Here is a 16,159-nt window from a genome sequence, read left to right on the forward strand (position 1 = left end):
ATCTTGAACCGTTTACATGCCAAGAGCTTTCTCCATATCTTCTTCCCGTGTTTTACAATCAATGCATTGAGTGGTTACCGGTCTTGCCTTCAGCCGTTCAATGGAGATGTCTTCCTCACAAACCTCACATATCCCAAAAGTACCGTTTTCAACACGCGCGAGCGCTTTTTTGACTTTCTTGATCAATTTGTGTTCACGGTCGCGAATACGAAGTTCAAAGCTTCTTTCGGCTTCATGGGATGCCCTGTCCGTTGGATCGGCAAAATTTTCTTTTGGCTTGGTCATACCGGTCACAGTGGAATCTGCATGGGAAAGAAGCTCATGAAGCCTGTCATTTAAAAGATTTTTAAAAAATTCCAAATCTTCTTTTTTCATTTTATTTGCCCTTTATCTTACTTTTTATAAGAACATCCGAAGTACATTATTATACTAAAATCCATTAAAATGTAAAGAATTAAATAACACACTCAGCCGGGTGACACACCTGCCGGGATCTAATTTTTTTATTCTTCTCCGGGAATATCCAGGTTAAACAACTGGCGGGTGGCATTCAGATAAAGGGAATCATCTCTATGGTCACCGGTATTGCGTAAAAAAATAATGGGATCATGAATGGTTCTACTGGCAATGGCCCTGGTCATGCGTTTGATTGCCCTAATATCTTCTTGGGAAAGGTGCTTTAAGTGCGAAAGGGTTTTTTTACACTCAACATCAACAATGGAAGACATTTTATCGTTCAATGCCTTAATCGTGGGCACTATGGAAAGACCCTCCAGCCATTTGCGAAATTTCACAACTGCTTCTTCGACATATCTTTCCGCCTTTACAGTCTCTTTTCCCCGTTGCTCAATATTTGACTCAACAATATTCTTCAAATCATCAATGTCATAGACATAGGCATTGGAAATCGTGTTGATGTCCGGATCAATATCCCTTGGAACGGCAATATCAATGAAAAAAAGGGTCTGATGATGTCTTTTTTTCATAACCGGCTTAACCTGATCCCGGGTCATTACATAATCGGTTGCACCGGTTGAACTGATAATAATATCAACATCTTTTAACGCATCCACCCTTTCTTCAAACTGGACAGCCTGCCCATTGAATTTGCCTGCAAGGTCAACGGCATTTTTAAAGGTACGGTTGGCCACCAGAATCTGCTTGACTTTGTGTGATATCAGATGTTCCACAGCCAGTTCAGCCATTTCACCGGCACCCAGCAGCATAACACTCTTTTGGGATAAATCCGAAAAAATCTTATTGGCAAGCTCAATGGCTGCATAACTTATGGAAACCGCATTATCACCGATTCCTGTCTCTTTCCTGACTTTTTTTGCAATACTGAAAGATTTGTGCATCAAACGGTTCAGCAGCACGCTGGAAGCATTATTTTCAACAGCGACCCTATACGCCTGCTTTATCTGGCCTAAAATCTGCGGTTCCCCCACCACCATTGAATCCAGGCTTGATGCAACCCTGAACAAATGCCGGATGGCATCATCTTCCCGATAAACATATAAAGCGCTTTTAAACTCTGATATATCAATTTGTTTAAGTTGTGCAATAAGCTTGATAATTTTATCCACCTGTTCTCCGGTTTCCGGAATATAAACCACTTCCGTCCGGTTACAGGTAGAAAACACAAGCCCTTCTTTTATGTCCTTGTCCTGCTTTAAAAATTCAAGTGCGGCAATAGTCTCTTCATCAGAAAACGATAGTTTTTCCCTGAGTTCTACGGGTGCGGTTTTATGATTTGCGCCGATTAATATTATTTTTGACATTATTCTTTCTTTATGTTTGCTCTTTCTTTATTTTGTAAAGACTTGATGATGCCCGCCTATCATCATATTTACCCCAAGAAACGTAAATATGATGATAAAAAAACCGATAATGGTCATTATGGCTGATTTTCTGCCCCGCCATCCTGAATAAAGCCGAAGATGCAGTAACGCCGCATACACAAGCCAGGTTCCCACTGAAAAGACCTCTTTGGGGTCCCAGCTCCAGAATCTTCCCCAGACAAACTTTGCATACACAAAGCCTGTCACAAGCCCAATGGTGAGCAAGGCAAATCCCGTGCTTAAACAGGTATACCCGACATTATCCAGAAGATCCAATGACGGCAACCTTTTAAAAAAGAACCCCGGACTTTTTGTTTTAATCCCCTTTTCCTGCAGCAAGTATAAAATCCCTGCCCCGCATGCCAGTGCAAGGGCGGCATCGCCTGTAAAAACCAGAATAATGTGGGAATAAAACCAGAACCCTTTTAAAACATCATTTGTTTCAACCGGCACATCAGGCAGAATCAATACCATCAGCATAATGCCGGACAACAAAACAGAGACAAACACCCCGAGAATTTTAAGATCAAATTTGTACTGGAAAAACAAAAACATGCTGCCCAGAGCAAATGCCGCCATTGACAAGTTCTGGGACAAATTCAGGATGGGCACATGCCGGGTTGCCGCCGTGTAAATCACCATGCTGATCAAATGAAACGCAATGGCCGCTGTAATCAGGCGAAAGGCCGCTTTTTGATAGACTTTCTTTTGATTGAACAAAAACAACACATACCCTGCCATGCTGATAAAATAGAGTACGGTTGTTATGTGTAGCACCATTCCAGCGGTTTGAAGATTCATTCATCGCTCCTTGAAGACACTAAATCTTGATATGTATATTCTTTTCCAAGAACATCCCATAAGATTGCATTTATGTTTATTTCATCATTTGATTCAATCAGTTCAAGGATTCCCTTCCCGATAAGGGTGTGGAATACCTGTTTATGATCATCCGGGGCATGCCCCGATGATAACAGTTTTTTTCGAATATTTCCCATAAGCTGCAATAATTTTGCATACTCCGGTCCAAAATGACATTCAAGAGCCTGCCTGATTTTTTTTGCCATGGCAGGGCTTGAACCTGATGTTGAAACCGCCACCATCAGATCCCCTCTGTCCACTATCGAAGGAAGTATAAAATCACTTTTATCCGGTGCATCCGCCACATTACAAAGTATATTGAGCTTTAAAGCATCTGCTTTTATCTGCCGGTTTAAATCCGCATTATTGGTTGCAGCAAAAACAAGAAACATTCCCTTTGCATCTTTTTTTTCATATTCTTTTTTTTCAAGACAAATGCGGCTTGACTTTAAACGATCACATTCAGCTGAAAACCGGTCGCTGATAATTGTCACATTTGCCCCGCATTTTTCAAGGGTTACAGCCTTTCTTGCACCGACGGACCCTCCGCCGACAACCAGGCAGTCCTTATCTTTTATATCAAGAAATATGGGATAATACTTCATTTTTATCCTTTATATAAGCCCTTGTCTGCCAAAAAAAATTAATATATATATTGCCCCATGACATTTTTCAATATCTAAACCCATTATTTAGGACAATTGATATGATTATTGATTCACACACCCATATTTTCCCGGAAACCGTAAAACAGAACAGATCACGGTATTTTGATAATGAACCTGAATTTAAACTTCTTTATGATTCACCCAAAGCCAAAATCTGCACTATTGATGATTTAATCGAATCAATGGACACTCACAGAGTGGATATCTCGATCATTTGCGGATTCCCCTGGAGAAATCCTGAATTTGCTGTCCAAAATAATAACGTTATCATTGAGGCTGCTCAAAAATATCCTAATCAAATTAAGGGTCTGGCATGTTTTGATGCAGCGTGGGAAGGTGCGGCAAATGAAACCCGACGATGTATTGATGCAGGTCTTTGTGGAGCAGGAGAACTGGCTTTCTATCTTTCCGGGATTGACAAAGCAGCATTAAAAGCTCTTGATCCTGTCATGGCCGAATTAAGGGATAACGGCAACCTGCCCTGCATGATCCACACAAATGAACCTGTGGGACATTATTATCCCGGCAAAACCCCCATTACCCTGGAGCAGATCTACACGCTTGCCAAAACCTTTCCGGACAATAAGATCATACTTGCCCACTGGGGCGGTGGAATCTTATTTTATAATACCATGAAAAAAGAGACAAAAGCCGCTTTTAAAAATATCTGGTATGACACTGCAGCTTCACCGTATTTATATGATTCACAAATCTATAATATTGCAGTTGATGCGGGAGTTGCCGACAAAGTTCTTCTGGGCACTGATTTTCCTCTCCTGACACCTGCCAGGTATTATAAGGATATTGACAACTCCACTATCAATGAAATCCAAAAAGAACAGATACTGGGAAAGAATGCAGCCCTTCTATATGGATTAATATGAGGTGAGCCTGAAAAACTGCTGCACCGCCATGGTCTATTTCATTGGACCATTTCATTGATACTTTTCATTTGAAATTGACAATTAAAATTTAAGATACATCTTAAAATAACCCTTACGCCTATCGGCATAACAAAACAGGAGACACGGTTGGGAAAATGCAAGAGCCATCCGCATCGGGAAACTTCTTACCGATGTGCAAAATATGATATCTATCTTTGCCGGGAATGCCTTGAATGCAAAGACCCGAAACTTTACTGCAAACACAGGGCTTCATGCCCTATCCATTTTATCACGGAAAAAGGGTTTGGCCCGGAGGATTGATTTAAATGAAAAAAGATACGCACAATTTTATTCAAGAATATAAAGGCCTGGGAGCTTTGGGTCTTGACCGGGAAACAGATGAGGAAACCATAATGTTTTATCTTCAAAAATTTTCTGAAGATTCTTTTTTAAAAGCATTTATCCCAAGATTGTCAGACCATGAATTAGAAGAGATATACCTGTTCATTAACAATAAATTGAAGCAGCATATTTGTGAAGATGAATATCATGATCTTTTTTTAAAAGACAGGTAGGTGGGTGCTGTATTTTAGGTTTTGGGTATTGTATTTTGGGTAAGCTTTGGTTTTTATTGGTAAGTTCTTTGCTTTTTATCTGTATTCTTAAGCATTTTTATTGACTATTGGCCATTTTTGACATATTTCCCTACTATTCTAGTAGGCAATTTAATCCCAAAATTTAATTACTTAAGAATAAGGAGAGTTAAAAATGATTAAAAAGAAAATTTTTATTAATTTGTTAGCAGTCGCTTTTGTCATGACCCTGGCATTCAGCGCACAGGCTCAAAATAAGAGCCTGATGATGGCAACCACCACCAGCACCGACAACACAGGACTTCTGGACTATCTGATCCCTCATTTTGAAAAAGAAACCGGCATAGCCCTGAAATGGACTGCCACGGGAACCGGCAAGGCATTAAAGCTGGGCCAGAACTGTGATGTTGATGTGCTGCTGGTTCACGCACCGCCCGCAGAAAAAAAATACATTGAAAACGGATATGGAAAAGACAGAAGACAGGTCATGTACAATGACTTTGTCATCATTGGACCTGAAACCGATCCGGCAGGGATTAAAGGCAAAAGCATCTCTGATGCCTTGAATGCGGTCAAAAGCAAACAAGCCGTGTTCATGAGCCGGGGGGATGATTCCGGCACCAACAAAAAAGAAAAACTTTTATGGAAAAATGCCGGTATTGCACTGCCTGACAAAGAAAAATGGTATGTGCAGACAGGACAGGGAATGCTGTCAACCATCCATATTGCCCAGGAAAGAGAAGGGTATACCATGACGGACCGAGGCACATACATCAAATACCAGTCCCAGAAAGGCGGTAATGCCCCTTTAAAAGTCCTGGTGGAAGGGGATCAAATCCTGTTGAACCAATACAGCGTATTAACACTTGCCCCTGAAAACTGCCCCAAAGCAAAATATGACCTGGCACTCCAATTCTCGGACTGGATGGCTTCACAAAACGCTCAGGATCTGATCAAAAACTTCAGACTGCTTGGACAAAAGCTGTTTATACCCAACGCAAAATAGTTTAAAGGACTTTATGGATTTTATTGTTGCAGGCTTTATCAAAGCCATCGAGCTTCTGGTAAGCGGCGACAGCTCAACCTGGACTGCAGTCTGGGCCACGTTACAAGTATCCACCTGCTCCATGCTGCTCAGCATGGGAGCAGGTCTGCCCTTTGGGTTTGTTCTCGGATATTTTGACTTTAAAGGGAAAAAACATTTAAGAACACTGCTGGATACAATGCTGGCGCTTCCAACCGTTTTTGTGGGCCTTGCAGTTTATGCAGTCATCTCCCGCCAGGGACCTTTGGGTGAACTGGGACTGCTGTTCACACTCACAGGGATTGCAGTCGGCCAGACCATCCTTGCCTTCCCCATTGTCGCAGCCATTACAGCGTCTACCATTGAGAACATTGACCAGGACCTTAAATTGACCCTTGTCTCTTTAGGGGCAGGCAAACGCCATATCATGGCCACCTGTCTTTGGGAAGTGAGGTACGGCATCCTGGCAGCCTCCGTCACAGCCTATGGCAGGGTATTGACAGAAGTCGGCATTTCCATGATGGTGGGCGGCAATATCAAGTACCACACCAGAACTGTAACCACGGCCATTGCCCTTGAAACCAACAAGGGAATGTTTGCCGACGGCATTGCCTTAGGACTTGTGCTGATCACCATTGCCTTTATTGTGAATCTATTGCTCTCTTTTTTAAGGAAACAATGAAAACATCCCATCCGTCATACCATTTGAAAAATATCCGACACTATTACGGCAGCAAAAAAGTGCTGGATATTGATGACCTTAAAATCAAGACCGGGTCAATTACAGGATTGCTCGGACCCAACGGCAGCGGCAAAAGCACTCTTTTAAAATTATTGGCCTTTGCAGGCAAACCAACCTATGGACAAATCTTTTACAAAGGCCGCCCCGAAGTTCCCTTTTCACCCGGCATCCGCTCAAAGGTAACCCTTTTGACACAGAAGCCCTACTTGCTAAAAAGAACAGTGTTTGACAATATTGCCTATGGATTAAAAATCAGGAACGACAAAACAAACCTTGAACAAAGGATCAAAGAAGCCCTTTTAAATGTCGGACTTGATTATCAGAGCTTTGCTCCCAGAAAATGGCACGAATTGTCAGGGGGAGAGGCTCAAAGGGTGGCCATGGCTGCCAGACTCATCCTGAAACCTGAAATACTGCTCCTTGATGAACCCATTGCAAGCGTTGACACAAAAAGTGCCAAACTTATCCGCAAGGCCTCATTAAACGCCCGGAAAAACTGGGGAACAACTCTTGTTATTGCAAGCCATGATCTGCAATGGCTTTACTCTATCAGCGACATACAACTGGCCATTTTCAGAGGCACTGTTTTTTCTACGGGCATGGAAAATATTCTGACAGGACCGTTTGAAAAATCAGATCCAAAAACCTTGGTAAAAATTCTTGGAGACGGTCAGCGCATAATATTAAAAGCCCCTGACCGGCATTCCGACACCGCTTTGATCAGAAAAAAAAATATTTGTATTGACCTTGAAAAACAATCCGGAGCAAGTATGGGTAAGCAACCGGACAAAGGCAATAGATCTGACAAAGACAATAAATTGTCCGGCCATATAGCTTCCATGCTTCTGGAAAAAAAAAGCGGCCATATCATGGTAGCAATCTCTATTCACGACATTTCATTTACACTCAGACTTGCTCCCGATCAAACAAGAAAAATGGATCTGTATCCCGGCAAAAGCATTGTTCTCAAATTTCACTCAAAAAATACCGAATGGCTGTAGCCAATGACAATCCCGACCTTTTGTTCATGAGTTACCCGGTTTAAGCACAATAAAAAACAACTTTCCGTATACATTCATATGACCTGCAGCAAATTCTGCATAAGAACTGTTTCCACAAAAGATATCCGCTCTGGCAGGACCTTTAATGGCACCTCCCGTATCCTGGTTCAACACAAAAAAAGAGGCTTTTTTCCAATCCTTTACATACATGTTCTTGACAGCCCCGTCCTTTACAAGATTGAAATTTGTTTTATCCGGCAGTTGGGTCCGGGCAAAACACAAAGCCCCTTTGGGAAAAAGCCTGCTGTCTGTTGCAATGGATCGCAAGGCTGTAACATCGACTCCCAGACTGCCATAGGGACCGCCCTCTTCTCGTTGAAAAAACACAAAACTCTTGTTTTCGTGCAACACTTCATCCATTCTTTTTGGATGCTGTTCAAGCCAGGTTCGAATGGCCTGCATGGACATATTTTCTTTTAAAATTTCATTTTTTTCAATCAGATACCGTCCAATTGATTTGTATGCATTTCCATTGCTGCAGGCATAATGCACCCGTACCATATCCCCCTGGCCCAGATCAATTCTTCCGGAACCCTGAATTTCCAGAAAAAACCTGTCCACACGGCTTTTCAGCCAGACAATTGGCTCGGATTCAACATCAAACCCTTTCAGAGAATTAATTTGCGCCCTTGAATAATAGGGCACAACTTTCTTTGTTGAATCATTTACCCTTGCCACCAGACGTTTGTGACCTTTATACTTATCTGAAAACGCTGACAAATCAATTTCCAGCAAATCTTTAGGCCTGGAATAAAGGCAAAAAGGATAATCATCTTTTTTCTCAAGACTTCCCTCATAGGTCGGCTCAAAATACCCGGTAAACAGCACGTCACCGTCCTCATTGCCGGCGGCTTCATAAACAATAAACAAAGACCGGATAAATTCATCCAATTCATTGGCTGAAGGATTTTTTAACAAAAAAGCCTTGATGGTTTCCAGAGACTCAATCATATGGGCGGCCGTGTATGCATCTTTTCCATACTGAAATTTTCTTTCCAGGGGAATTCTTTTAAAATACACAAGGCTGTGATCAATTGAATCCACAAGATCCTGAAAATCCAGACTGCCTGTCAACACCGAACTGTCCACAAATACCGAACTGTCCTTAAAACCCAGACTGTCCGTAAACACAGGATAGGTATTAGGTTTCAATTTCTTCAATGAATTAAACCGTGTAATTTTTTCTCTGACTTTTGGCTGGCATCCGCAAAAAAAACCGGCCATGATGATGATAACCATAAACACCAGAATAAGTTTAAACGCCGTATTATTTATCATTTTGATACCGATTGTTAAATTCTCTGGCAAACATTTTGGAATATACTATTTTTTGCAAATCATCCATGGATTGAGAAGACACATCAAGGTTCTCCAGCTTTCTGGCAGTTGACATTACCCTTGTCTCCATTGCCCCCACCGTTGTATTGTAAGTTGACACACACTTTTCAATATCCTTTCCAAGGCGGTTGATATTGCCGGTCATGCTGCAAATCCTTGAAAACAGCTCAACCCCGAGTGACCTTATCTCTTCTGCATTTTCATAGCTTTTTTTCTGTTTCCAGGAATAGGAAACCGCCTTTAAAAGTGCAATGAGAGTCGTAGGAGTGGCAAGAACTACACCCTTTTCAATCCCTTTTTCAATCATTTCCGGGTAAGCTGTTAAGGCTGCACTGAAAAAATTTTCCCCTGGAATAAACAACACCACAAACTCAGGAGTCGGAGAAATATGTTGAAAATAATTTTTGGATGAAAGGGCAGTGATATGCATCATCACCTGACGCGCATGATCTTTCATCCGGGCTTTTCTCTCTTTTTCACCAGAAGCTTCAAGAGCATCCAGATAGGCCATCAAAGGAACCTTGGAATCAATAACAATCTTACGGTTTTCCGGCAGGGTGACAACCATATCCGGCCTTACAGAACCTTTCCCCCCCCCTGTGGAAACCTGTTCGTCAAAATCACAGTGATCTGTCATCCCGGCCAGTTCAGCCACCCGCTTCAAGGTGATCTCCCCCCACCGTCCCCTTACATGGGGAACTCTTAATGCCTTTACAAGATTTCCGGTTTCAATGTGAAGCAGGGCCTGGTGGCGACCCATTTCCATGAGTTTTTCCGTGATCGCCCCATAGGCCTTTTCCCTGTCTTTTTCCATGGAATTGAGATGGGCTTCATACTTATCAAGGGTCTGCCGGACAGGATCAACCGTCCTTAAAATCTCGTTTCCCTTGATATCAAAATCTTTTTTAGCCTCTTTCACATAAGAAGAAAAATATTTGTCGGCAAGGGCCATAAATTGGGCGGAATTATCAAACAAAGCCTCATTGGACAATTTTTTCAAATTTTTAGAAAAAAACAGAACCCCTGATTTTGCCAGAACCGCACATAAAACAACGCCAAAAAAGAAACCAATGCCAAGATACAACAGATTTTCAGGGGTCATAACACTATTTTGCATTATTTTTAACTATTTTAACTACTTGAAACATTCGAAGCATTTGAAACATTTGCAGTATAGGTTCCGCTTTTTCCCCCGGATTTGGATTTCAGATAAATATCAGATATTTTCATGGACCTGTCATAGGATTTGCACATGTCATAAATGGTCAGGGCAGCAACGGAAACCGCTGTCAATGCTTCCATTTCCACACCGGTTTTTCCACTCAAAGATACTTCCGCCTCAATATCAATGGCACTGTTTTGCGTATCAAAGGAAAAATCAACCCTGGCATGGGTGATATTTAAAGGATGGCACATGGGAATCAGGTCTGATGTTTTTTTTGCCGCCATGACCCCTGCAATTCTTGCGGCTTCAAGCACATTACCCTTTTTCACTTTTTCATCCATTATCCTGTCAAGAGTATCTGATTCCATGAAAATTTTGCCGGCAACCACGGCAACTCTTTTGGTTTCAAACTTATCTCCCACATCTACCATTCTAACCCTGCCATCCTTATCAAGATGCGTAAAATCTGTCATTTTATTTTTTTGCCTGTTTATAATATTGTTTTTTGCTCGTAACTTCAGCTTTGATCAAATTGAGTGTATCAGTCAATGATCCAAGCACATTCTCTCTGATGTCGCCTGCAACCACAAGAAACATGACATCATCACCGACCGCAAGGGATTTGCCCTCATTGATATGCACCAGGATCTCAATAATCCCCGGTCTTTTTTTCTGTTCGCTGAGAATCTGGTCAAGCCTTTCATGGTCCACAGTAAGCTCAAGCCCGGTGACTTCATCACCTTCCCGCGAGGTTCCCCTGACCACACCGTTATGGCATAAAATCATCCCGGCCTTATGGTAATCCGGGTGTTGTTTTATCTGTTCCATCATTGTTGTAATATTCATGTTTTTCTCCTTTTTTTTGCCCTGTTTTTATGGGCGATTACCTTGGCAGCCGCAAGATCATCGGGTGTATTGACATTAAATATAAAGCGCATTTCCGGGTCCAGTGCTTTTAATTGTTCTACGGGAATTTCTTTAACCTTTTTTTTTCTGAAAAAATTTTTAATCATGAAGATATTTTTTGCAAGATTATTTTCTATCAGGGGAATACACTCTTTTGAATACACGGCTGACAAAGTTTCAAGCCCGTCATCCGTCCTGGGAAGAATCACTTCATACCCTGGTTCTATCTGACCCACAATATGCTCAATCACAGACTGTTTAACAAAAGGGGTGTCACAAGCCGTCACATAAGCATATGGACAGGACGCATAAAAAAGACCTGCGTGAAGACCTGCCAGAGCGCATTGAGAAGGAATAATATCCGTCACCACGGTCATGTCCCAGCCGGCAAACTCTTCAGGCTCATTTACCACGATAATGATCTCTTGAAACAAATCTGAAAACATGCCGTAAATATTTTCAAGAATCATTGAATCCCCGATTTTGCGAAAAGTCTTTTTTTTTCCGGGAAGCCGGCTGTTTTTCCCACCGGCCAGTATCACACCTGTACAGTCAAATTTCATTCACACCTGTCCTGCCAAAAATTAAATGTTTATTTTGTAAAAGATTATAGCAACTCAAACTTAAAATCAAGGTATTGCCCGCTATAAAAAAAGATGATACAGATTCTAAACACATATTAAGTCAAGGGAAGGTTAATATATGAAAAAAAAAACCATTCTGAGTGATCAGGATTTCAAACGAATCATCACAAGAATAGCTTATGAGATCATAGAAAAACATAAAGGGACAAAAAACCTTGCCCTTGTAGGAATCCAGACAAGAGGGGATTTTCTGGCCAAACGGCTGGCAGATCAAATCCAGAAGATAGAAAATGTAACCCTGCCGGTGGGCAGCATGGATATCAACATGTACCGGGACGACTGGACAAAAATCAGCCGCCAGCCCATTGTACGGCCGTCCAAAATTCCTTTTTGCGTGGATGACATGGACATAATTCTTGTGGATGATGTACTGTTTACCGGCAGGACCATCAGAGCTGCCATGGATGCGTTGATGGACTTTGGCAGACCGTCCCGCATTGAGCTTGCCATTCTGGTGGACCGGGGACACAGAGAACTTCCCATCCAGGCCGATTACAAAGGGATATCCATAGGCACCGAACACCAGGACATGATCAATGTCATGGTTTTGGAACATGACAACCAGGATATGGTATATATTGAACAGGATTAAAAATGAGTACACATTTACACAAAAAAGATGCACCAAATCATATTAAAATTGCCGTAATTTCAGTATCAACCACACGGGGTCTGTCTGAGGACAAGTCAGGTGCATGGATAAAAAAGCAGGCAAAAAAAGAGGGCCATGAAGTGGTGATTCATCAGGTAGTTACCGATGAGATTGAAGCCATCAGGGAATTAACCGAACATATCACCCAGAAAATCTGCCCGGATGCAATCATCATGTCGGGCGGAACCGGTATCAGCCCCAAAGATGTTACCATCGAAGCTGTCAAGCCTTTGTTTAAAAAAGAACTTACCGCGTTCGGACCTCTTTTTGCCCAGCTGAGTTTTGAAGAGATTGATTCAGCCGCCATTCTCTCCAGGGCCACTGCGGGAATCATACAACAATCCATTGTATTTTGCATGCCGGGCAGTATCAAGGCCTGTAAACTTGCCTGTAATGAACTGATCTTCCCTGAACTTGGACACTTGCTCAAACATATTAAGGAATAAAAAAATGAAAGAAATTAATGACTTTATTGAAAACTGGAATGAAACTAAAACAAAAACCAGACAGGCGTTTATCGAATTATATGACCACTTGAAAACACTTGAGGATACCACCCTGGAATTTAATGCACGCCCAAAGGTCAGCTACTCTCTTCGTCCACGGCACAACAGCCAGAAAAACCGCTCCCTGTTTGCCATGGTGGATGTCATTGATGATGATCCCGATGAACGCTGGCTGTCCGTATGTTTTTACGGAGAGATGATTACAGACCCTGACGAGACCGGCGACCTCATCCCCGAAGGACTGCTGGGTGAAGACGGGTATTGCTTTGACCTCTATGAATACGATGCAGATGAAATCCAATACCTGAAAAAAAGACTGTCCCAGGCCTATGAGAATGCAAAAGAGTAATACCTGATAAAAAATTAAATCTGGCAAAAAAAATGAACCCTGATCCATTGGTCAATCTTCTTGTTTCCCAAGAACAGCGATCCGTTTTAAAAAAGCTGTCATCTTCCATGCCGGATGTTATTTTAAATGACCGGCAGATCTGTGATTTTGAACTGCTTGCAACAGGCGTGTTCTCTCCTTTAAAAGGTTTTATGAAACAGATTGATTATGAATCCGTTCTGGACCGCATGCGCCTGGAATCCAAAGAGCTATGGCCGATTCCCATCTGCCTGGATATTCAGGACAGCCTTGCGTGTACCCTTGAAACCGGACAGTCTGTGGCCTTGAGAGACCCGGAAGGATTTCTTCTGGGCATCATGAACATCGAAGACATCTGGCCTCTGGACATGGAAAAAGAAGCCCTTGCCATATACGGTACCCAGGACAAATACCACCCCGGCGTTGACTATCTTTACAACAAATCCGGCAAAACCTATATCGGTGGTGAAATACAGGCCGTAAACCTTCCAATCCACTCGGATTTTAAACAGATCAGAAACACCCCGGCAGAAGTGCAAAAAACATTTGCAAAACTTGGATGGAAACGTATCGTGGGTTTCCAGACCCGGCAGCCAATCCACCGGCCCCAGTTTGAGATGACCATACAGGCCATGCAGAAAGCCCGTGCCAATCTGTTGTTACTACCCATCGCAGGGGTTACAAAACCGGGAGATTTTGACCATTTTACCCGCATGCGGTGCTACCAGAAAGTGGCGGCTCACTATCCTCCCGACACCTATGTTCTCAACCTGCTGCCCCTGGCCATGAGGATGGCAGGCCCCAGGGAAGCAATCCTCCACATGATCATCGGGAAGAATTTTGGCTGCACCCATTTTGTGATTGGCCACGACCATGCCTCCCCGGGCAATGACAGCGACAACACCCCGTTTTATAAATATGACGAGGCCATAGAATTGACAAGAGAAATCACCAGAGAACTGAATGTTGAGACCGTCACATTCAAAGAGATGGTCTATCTTCCCTTTGAAGATGAATACAAAATTGCAGGCCAGGTCCCGGAGAATGTGGACACCATTTCCTTTAACGGAACCGATATCCAGAAAAGAATCAGGAACGGCAAACGAGTGCCGGACTGGGCCACATTTCCTGAAGTGATCCAGGAGCTTCAAAAGTCCTATCCCCCTCCGTCAAAACAGGGGTTGACCATATTTTGCACCGGACTGTCAGGCGCGGGCAAATCCACCATTGCCAAGATTCTTTATTCAAAATTTCTTGAAATCGGAACAAGACCGGTCACTCTTCTGGACGGGGATATTGTCCGAAGAAACCTTTCTTCTGAACTCAACTTTTCCAAGGAACACCGGGACATCAACGTCAACCGAATCGGGTTTGTGGCAGCGGAAATCACCAAAAACAGGGGCGTTGCCATCTGCGCTCCCATAGCACCCTATGAAAAAACCCGAACCCGGATCAGAAAATCCATTGAAGCCCATGGCGGGTTTTTTGAAGTCCATGTTGCAACCCCCATCACCGAATGTGAAAAACGGGATAGAAAAGGCATGTATGCAAAAGCAAGAGCCGGACTTTTAAAAGGCTTTACCGGTGTTGATGACCCTTACGAAGATCCAACCAACCCTGAACTTCGAATTGACACCACAAGCCTGACACCGGATGAAGCTGCCCAGCAAGTAATGCTCTTTATCAGCCGGAAAGGGTTTATTTAAAACTATCTAAAAAAAAGCTTCATTAAAGAAAAAACTTGGAATAAAATCAATAATACGCCCTTTTGGTGCCTGGTAAAACAACCTGATCTGCGAATCAGACAGAAAACCTGATATTCAAAATATCCCCATCTTCAACAACATAGTCTTTGCCTTCAATATAAATTTTACCACCCTTCTTGAGTTCCGCTTCGCTGCCGGCATCCATAAGATCATCATATTTAAATACTTCGGCACGGATAAAGCCGCGTTCAAGATCGGAATGAATTACCCCTGCAGCCCTGGGGGCTCTTGAGCCGTTCCTGACAAGCCACTGGCGGACTTCATCCTTTCCAACGGTAAAAAAGGAAATCAGGTTCAAAGATTTAAGACATAATTTTGTAAGACTTTCAAGCGCGGTCACTTTAATACCAAGATCCTGAAGAAACTCATCTTTTTCTTCCTGGGTATCCAGACCGGCAATCTCGGCCTCAACCTTTGCAGAGACCAGCATTACTTCTATCTGCTTGGCTTCACAACTTGGCGCAAAAGCCGACAGCAGCTGCTCGTTTTCAAGATCATCTTCAGACACATTAACAGCAATAACCAGTTTTTTGCGTGTGATAAACGGATAACTTCTGATCATCTTTTCTTCATCTTCCGTCAGTTCAAGCAGCCGTAACGGTTTTTCCTCTTCAAGAAAATCCTTTAGCTTTTTCATGAGTACAAGTTCTTTTTGCTGATCTTCATCCTTTATCTTTTTAACCATTGCCTCAAGGCGTTCAATTCGTTTTTCAACAAATATCTGGTCATGCATGATAAGCTCGGAATTGACCGTTTCAAAATCTCTTACAGCATCCACAGAGCCTTGGGCATGGTAGATGGCATCATCTTCAAAGGCCCTGACCACATGGCAGATGGCATCCATGTCAGCGATATCCCTGAAAATTTCTCCCTTTGAGATGGTTTCAGCTTCCATTTTTGGAAGCAGAACAAGATCAATCCTGGCCCTGACATTTTTTTTGGGTTCGTACATATCAACCAGGTGATTGAATCTTGAATCAAGAATATCTGCAGCGCCGGGCACTGGTTTAAATGCCTTTGACGGTTCTTTAATCTCATTTCCCGTTAAAATATGAAACAGTGTTTTTTTGCCTGTCTGGGGCAGGCCGATAATTCCAACCTTCATGGGGTAAGCGGTATCCTTTTTTAAATTTAAATTTTA

20 protein-coding genes are annotated in these 16,159 nt (G+C 42.6%); 10 read left to right on the top strand and 10 right to left on the bottom strand.

The features are described from left to right. Positions 1-12: 12 nt before the first annotated feature. From dksA to BLT94_RS08395, 4 genes are all read right to left on the bottom strand, one after another. Positions 13-375: an RNA polymerase-binding protein DksA gene (gene dksA, locus BLT94_RS08380; protein ID WP_014956386.1), complete on the bottom strand. Its 363-nt coding sequence runs from the start codon at positions 373-375 to the stop codon at positions 13-15. Between the two features lie 128 nt (positions 376-503). Next, the gene (hemA, locus tag BLT94_RS08385) at positions 504-1,781 is read right to left on the bottom strand and encodes a glutamyl-tRNA reductase (RefSeq protein WP_092232682.1); all 1,278 of its coding nucleotides are present in this window, start codon (positions 1,779-1,781) and stop codon (positions 504-506) included. 27 nt (positions 1,782-1,808) lie between these two features. Then, positions 1,809-2,642 carry a cytochrome c biogenesis protein CcsA gene (gene ccsA, locus BLT94_RS08390; RefSeq protein WP_041279265.1) on the bottom strand — a complete coding sequence of 278 codons (834 nt, stop codon included), beginning with the start codon at positions 2,640-2,642 and terminating at the stop codon, positions 1,809-1,811. Continuing rightward, positions 2,639-3,307, bottom strand: a complete 669-nt coding sequence (locus BLT94_RS08395) for a precorrin-2 dehydrogenase/sirohydrochlorin ferrochelatase family protein (RefSeq protein WP_092232685.1) — start codon at positions 3,305-3,307, stop codon at positions 2,639-2,641. Before BLT94_RS08395 ends, ccsA begins: the two co-directional genes overlap by 4 nt. Before the next feature lie 101 nt (positions 3,308-3,408). On the opposite strand from BLT94_RS08395, the gene BLT94_RS08400 reads away from it, so the two are divergent. The 6 genes from BLT94_RS08400 to BLT94_RS08420 all read left to right on the top strand — a co-directional run bounded on the left by BLT94_RS08400 (position 3,409) and on the right by BLT94_RS08420 (position 7,614). Beyond that, positions 3,409-4,254, top strand: a complete 846-nt coding sequence (locus tag BLT94_RS08400; RefSeq protein ID WP_014956382.1) for an amidohydrolase family protein — start codon at positions 3,409-3,411, stop codon at positions 4,252-4,254. A 147-nt stretch (positions 4,255-4,401) separates the two neighbouring features. After that, complete coding sequence (locus BLT94_RS21970; RefSeq protein WP_041279264.1) at positions 4,402-4,575, top strand: hypothetical protein; 174 nt, start codon at positions 4,402-4,404, stop codon at positions 4,573-4,575. Between the two features lie 5 nt (positions 4,576-4,580). After that, entirely contained in the window at positions 4,581-4,829 is a 249-nt protein-coding gene (locus BLT94_RS08405; protein ID WP_014956381.1) for a hypothetical protein, read from the top strand. A 193-nt stretch (positions 4,830-5,022) separates the two neighbouring features. Continuing rightward, entirely contained in the window at positions 5,023-5,853 is an 831-nt protein-coding gene (locus BLT94_RS08410; RefSeq protein ID WP_014956380.1) for a substrate-binding domain-containing protein, read from the top strand. A gap of 13 nt (positions 5,854-5,866) precedes the next feature. After that, on the top strand, positions 5,867-6,553 hold the full coding sequence (locus BLT94_RS08415; protein ID WP_014956379.1) for an ABC transporter permease: 687 nt from the start codon (positions 5,867-5,869) through the stop codon (positions 6,551-6,553). Further along, positions 6,550-7,614 carry an energy-coupling factor ABC transporter ATP-binding protein gene (locus BLT94_RS08420; protein ID WP_092232688.1) on the top strand — a complete coding sequence of 355 codons (1,065 nt, stop codon included), beginning with the start codon at positions 6,550-6,552 and terminating at the stop codon, positions 7,612-7,614. Before BLT94_RS08415 ends, BLT94_RS08420 begins: the two co-directional genes overlap by 4 nt. A 24-nt stretch (positions 7,615-7,638) precedes the next feature. Here the strand turns inward: BLT94_RS08420 and mltA are convergent, their stop codons facing one another. The 5 genes from mltA to mobA are packed head-to-tail and all read right to left on the bottom strand — an operon-like array spanning position 7,639 to position 11,646. Next, complete coding sequence (gene mltA, locus BLT94_RS08425) at positions 7,639-8,952, bottom strand: murein transglycosylase A (RefSeq protein WP_245743052.1); 1,314 nt, start codon at positions 8,950-8,952, stop codon at positions 7,639-7,641. Then, positions 8,942-10,114, bottom strand: coding sequence for a DNA recombination protein RmuC (locus BLT94_RS08430; RefSeq protein ID WP_245743053.1), 1,173 nt, complete (start codon positions 10,112-10,114; stop codon positions 8,942-8,944). The genes mltA and BLT94_RS08430 overlap by 11 nt, the downstream gene beginning before the upstream one ends. 29 nt (positions 10,115-10,143) lie before the next feature. Continuing rightward, on the bottom strand, positions 10,144-10,650 hold the full coding sequence (gene moaC, locus BLT94_RS08435; RefSeq protein WP_092232694.1) for a cyclic pyranopterin monophosphate synthase MoaC: 507 nt from the start codon (positions 10,648-10,650) through the stop codon (positions 10,144-10,146). A gap of 1 nt (position 10,651) precedes the next feature. After that, positions 10,652-11,023 carry a molybdenum cofactor biosynthesis protein MoaE gene (locus BLT94_RS08440; RefSeq protein ID WP_014956374.1) on the bottom strand — a complete coding sequence of 124 codons (372 nt, stop codon included), beginning with the start codon at positions 11,021-11,023 and terminating at the stop codon, positions 10,652-10,654. Further along, positions 11,020-11,646 carry a molybdenum cofactor guanylyltransferase gene (mobA, locus tag BLT94_RS08445; protein ID WP_092232697.1) on the bottom strand — a complete coding sequence of 209 codons (627 nt, stop codon included), beginning with the start codon at positions 11,644-11,646 and terminating at the stop codon, positions 11,020-11,022. Before mobA ends, BLT94_RS08440 begins: the two co-directional genes overlap by 4 nt. Before the next feature lie 139 nt (positions 11,647-11,785). On the opposite strand from mobA, the gene pyrR reads away from it, so the two are divergent. Genes pyrR through BLT94_RS08465 form a run of 4 tightly spaced genes read left to right on the top strand, consistent with a single transcriptional unit; the run spans position 11,786 to position 14,958 of the window. Further along, entirely contained in the window at positions 11,786-12,319 is a 534-nt protein-coding gene (pyrR, locus tag BLT94_RS08450; protein WP_014956372.1) for a bifunctional pyr operon transcriptional regulator/uracil phosphoribosyltransferase PyrR, read from the top strand. A 2-nt stretch (positions 12,320-12,321) separates the two neighbouring features. Beyond that, positions 12,322-12,825: a MogA/MoaB family molybdenum cofactor biosynthesis protein gene (locus tag BLT94_RS08455; RefSeq protein ID WP_014956371.1), complete on the top strand. Its 504-nt coding sequence runs from the start codon at positions 12,322-12,324 to the stop codon at positions 12,823-12,825. Between the two features lie 4 nt (positions 12,826-12,829). Then, entirely contained in the window at positions 12,830-13,234 is a 405-nt protein-coding gene (locus BLT94_RS08460; RefSeq protein WP_092232700.1) for a hypothetical protein, read from the top strand. A gap of 32 nt (positions 13,235-13,266) precedes the next feature. Next, complete coding sequence (locus BLT94_RS08465; protein WP_092232703.1) at positions 13,267-14,958, top strand: bifunctional sulfate adenylyltransferase/adenylylsulfate kinase; 1,692 nt, start codon at positions 13,267-13,269, stop codon at positions 14,956-14,958. 94 nt (positions 14,959-15,052) lie between these two features. Here BLT94_RS08465 and ychF read toward each other — a convergent pair whose 3' ends face one another. Beyond that, positions 15,053-16,123, bottom strand: a complete 1,071-nt coding sequence (gene ychF, locus BLT94_RS08470; RefSeq protein ID WP_092232706.1) for a redox-regulated ATPase YchF — start codon at positions 16,121-16,123, stop codon at positions 15,053-15,055. Between the last annotated feature and the right edge of the window lie 36 nt (positions 16,124-16,159).

The sequence above is a fragment of the Desulfobacula phenolica genome (assembly GCF_900105645.1).
In the GTDB taxonomy this organism is placed as follows: domain Bacteria; phylum Desulfobacterota; class Desulfobacteria; order Desulfobacterales; family Desulfobacteraceae; genus Desulfobacula; species Desulfobacula toluolica.

Excerpts from the sequence above, each read along its gene's own strand:
- BLT94_RS08460 (WP_092232700.1), top strand. The coding sequence starts at position 12,830 with ATGAAAGAAATTAATGACTTTATTGAAAACTGGAATGAAACTAAAACA.
- BLT94_RS08400 (WP_014956382.1), top strand. The coding sequence starts at position 3,409 with ATGATTATTGATTCACACACCCATATTTTCCCGGAAACCGTAAAACAG.
- pyrR (WP_014956372.1), top strand. The coding sequence starts at position 11,786 with ATGAAAAAAAAAACCATTCTGAGTGATCAGGATTTCAAACGAATCATC.
- ychF (WP_092232706.1), bottom strand. The coding sequence starts at position 16,123 with ATGAAGGTTGGAATTATCGGCCTGCCCCAGACAGGCAAAAAAACACTG.
- BLT94_RS08455 (WP_014956371.1), top strand. The coding sequence starts at position 12,322 with ATGAGTACACATTTACACAAAAAAGATGCACCAAATCATATTAAAATT.
- BLT94_RS08415 (WP_014956379.1), top strand. The coding sequence starts at position 5,867 with ATGGATTTTATTGTTGCAGGCTTTATCAAAGCCATCGAGCTTCTGGTA.
- mobA (WP_092232697.1), bottom strand. The coding sequence starts at position 11,646 with ATGAAATTTGACTGTACAGGTGTGATACTGGCCGGTGGGAAAAACAGC.
- BLT94_RS08405 (WP_014956381.1), top strand. The coding sequence starts at position 4,581 with ATGAAAAAAGATACGCACAATTTTATTCAAGAATATAAAGGCCTGGGA.
- BLT94_RS08420 (WP_092232688.1), top strand. The coding sequence starts at position 6,550 with ATGAAAACATCCCATCCGTCATACCATTTGAAAAATATCCGACACTAT.
- ccsA (WP_041279265.1), bottom strand. The coding sequence starts at position 2,642 with ATGAATCTTCAAACCGCTGGAATGGTGCTACACATAACAACCGTACTC.
- moaC (WP_092232694.1), bottom strand. The coding sequence starts at position 10,650 with ATGACAGATTTTACGCATCTTGATAAGGATGGCAGGGTTAGAATGGTA.
- BLT94_RS08465 (WP_092232703.1), top strand. The coding sequence starts at position 13,267 with ATGAACCCTGATCCATTGGTCAATCTTCTTGTTTCCCAAGAACAGCGA.
- BLT94_RS08395 (WP_092232685.1), bottom strand. The coding sequence starts at position 3,307 with ATGAAGTATTATCCCATATTTCTTGATATAAAAGATAAGGACTGCCTG.
- mltA (WP_245743052.1), bottom strand. The coding sequence starts at position 8,952 with ATGATAAATAATACGGCGTTTAAACTTATTCTGGTGTTTATGGTTATC.
- hemA (WP_092232682.1), bottom strand. The coding sequence starts at position 1,781 with ATGTCAAAAATAATATTAATCGGCGCAAATCATAAAACCGCACCCGTA.
- dksA (WP_014956386.1), bottom strand. The coding sequence starts at position 375 with ATGAAAAAAGAAGATTTGGAATTTTTTAAAAATCTTTTAAATGACAGG.
- BLT94_RS08410 (WP_014956380.1), top strand. The coding sequence starts at position 5,023 with ATGATTAAAAAGAAAATTTTTATTAATTTGTTAGCAGTCGCTTTTGTC.
- BLT94_RS08430 (WP_245743053.1), bottom strand. The coding sequence starts at position 10,114 with ATGACCCCTGAAAATCTGTTGTATCTTGGCATTGGTTTCTTTTTTGGC.
- BLT94_RS08440 (WP_014956374.1), bottom strand. The coding sequence starts at position 11,023 with ATGAATATTACAACAATGATGGAACAGATAAAACAACACCCGGATTAC.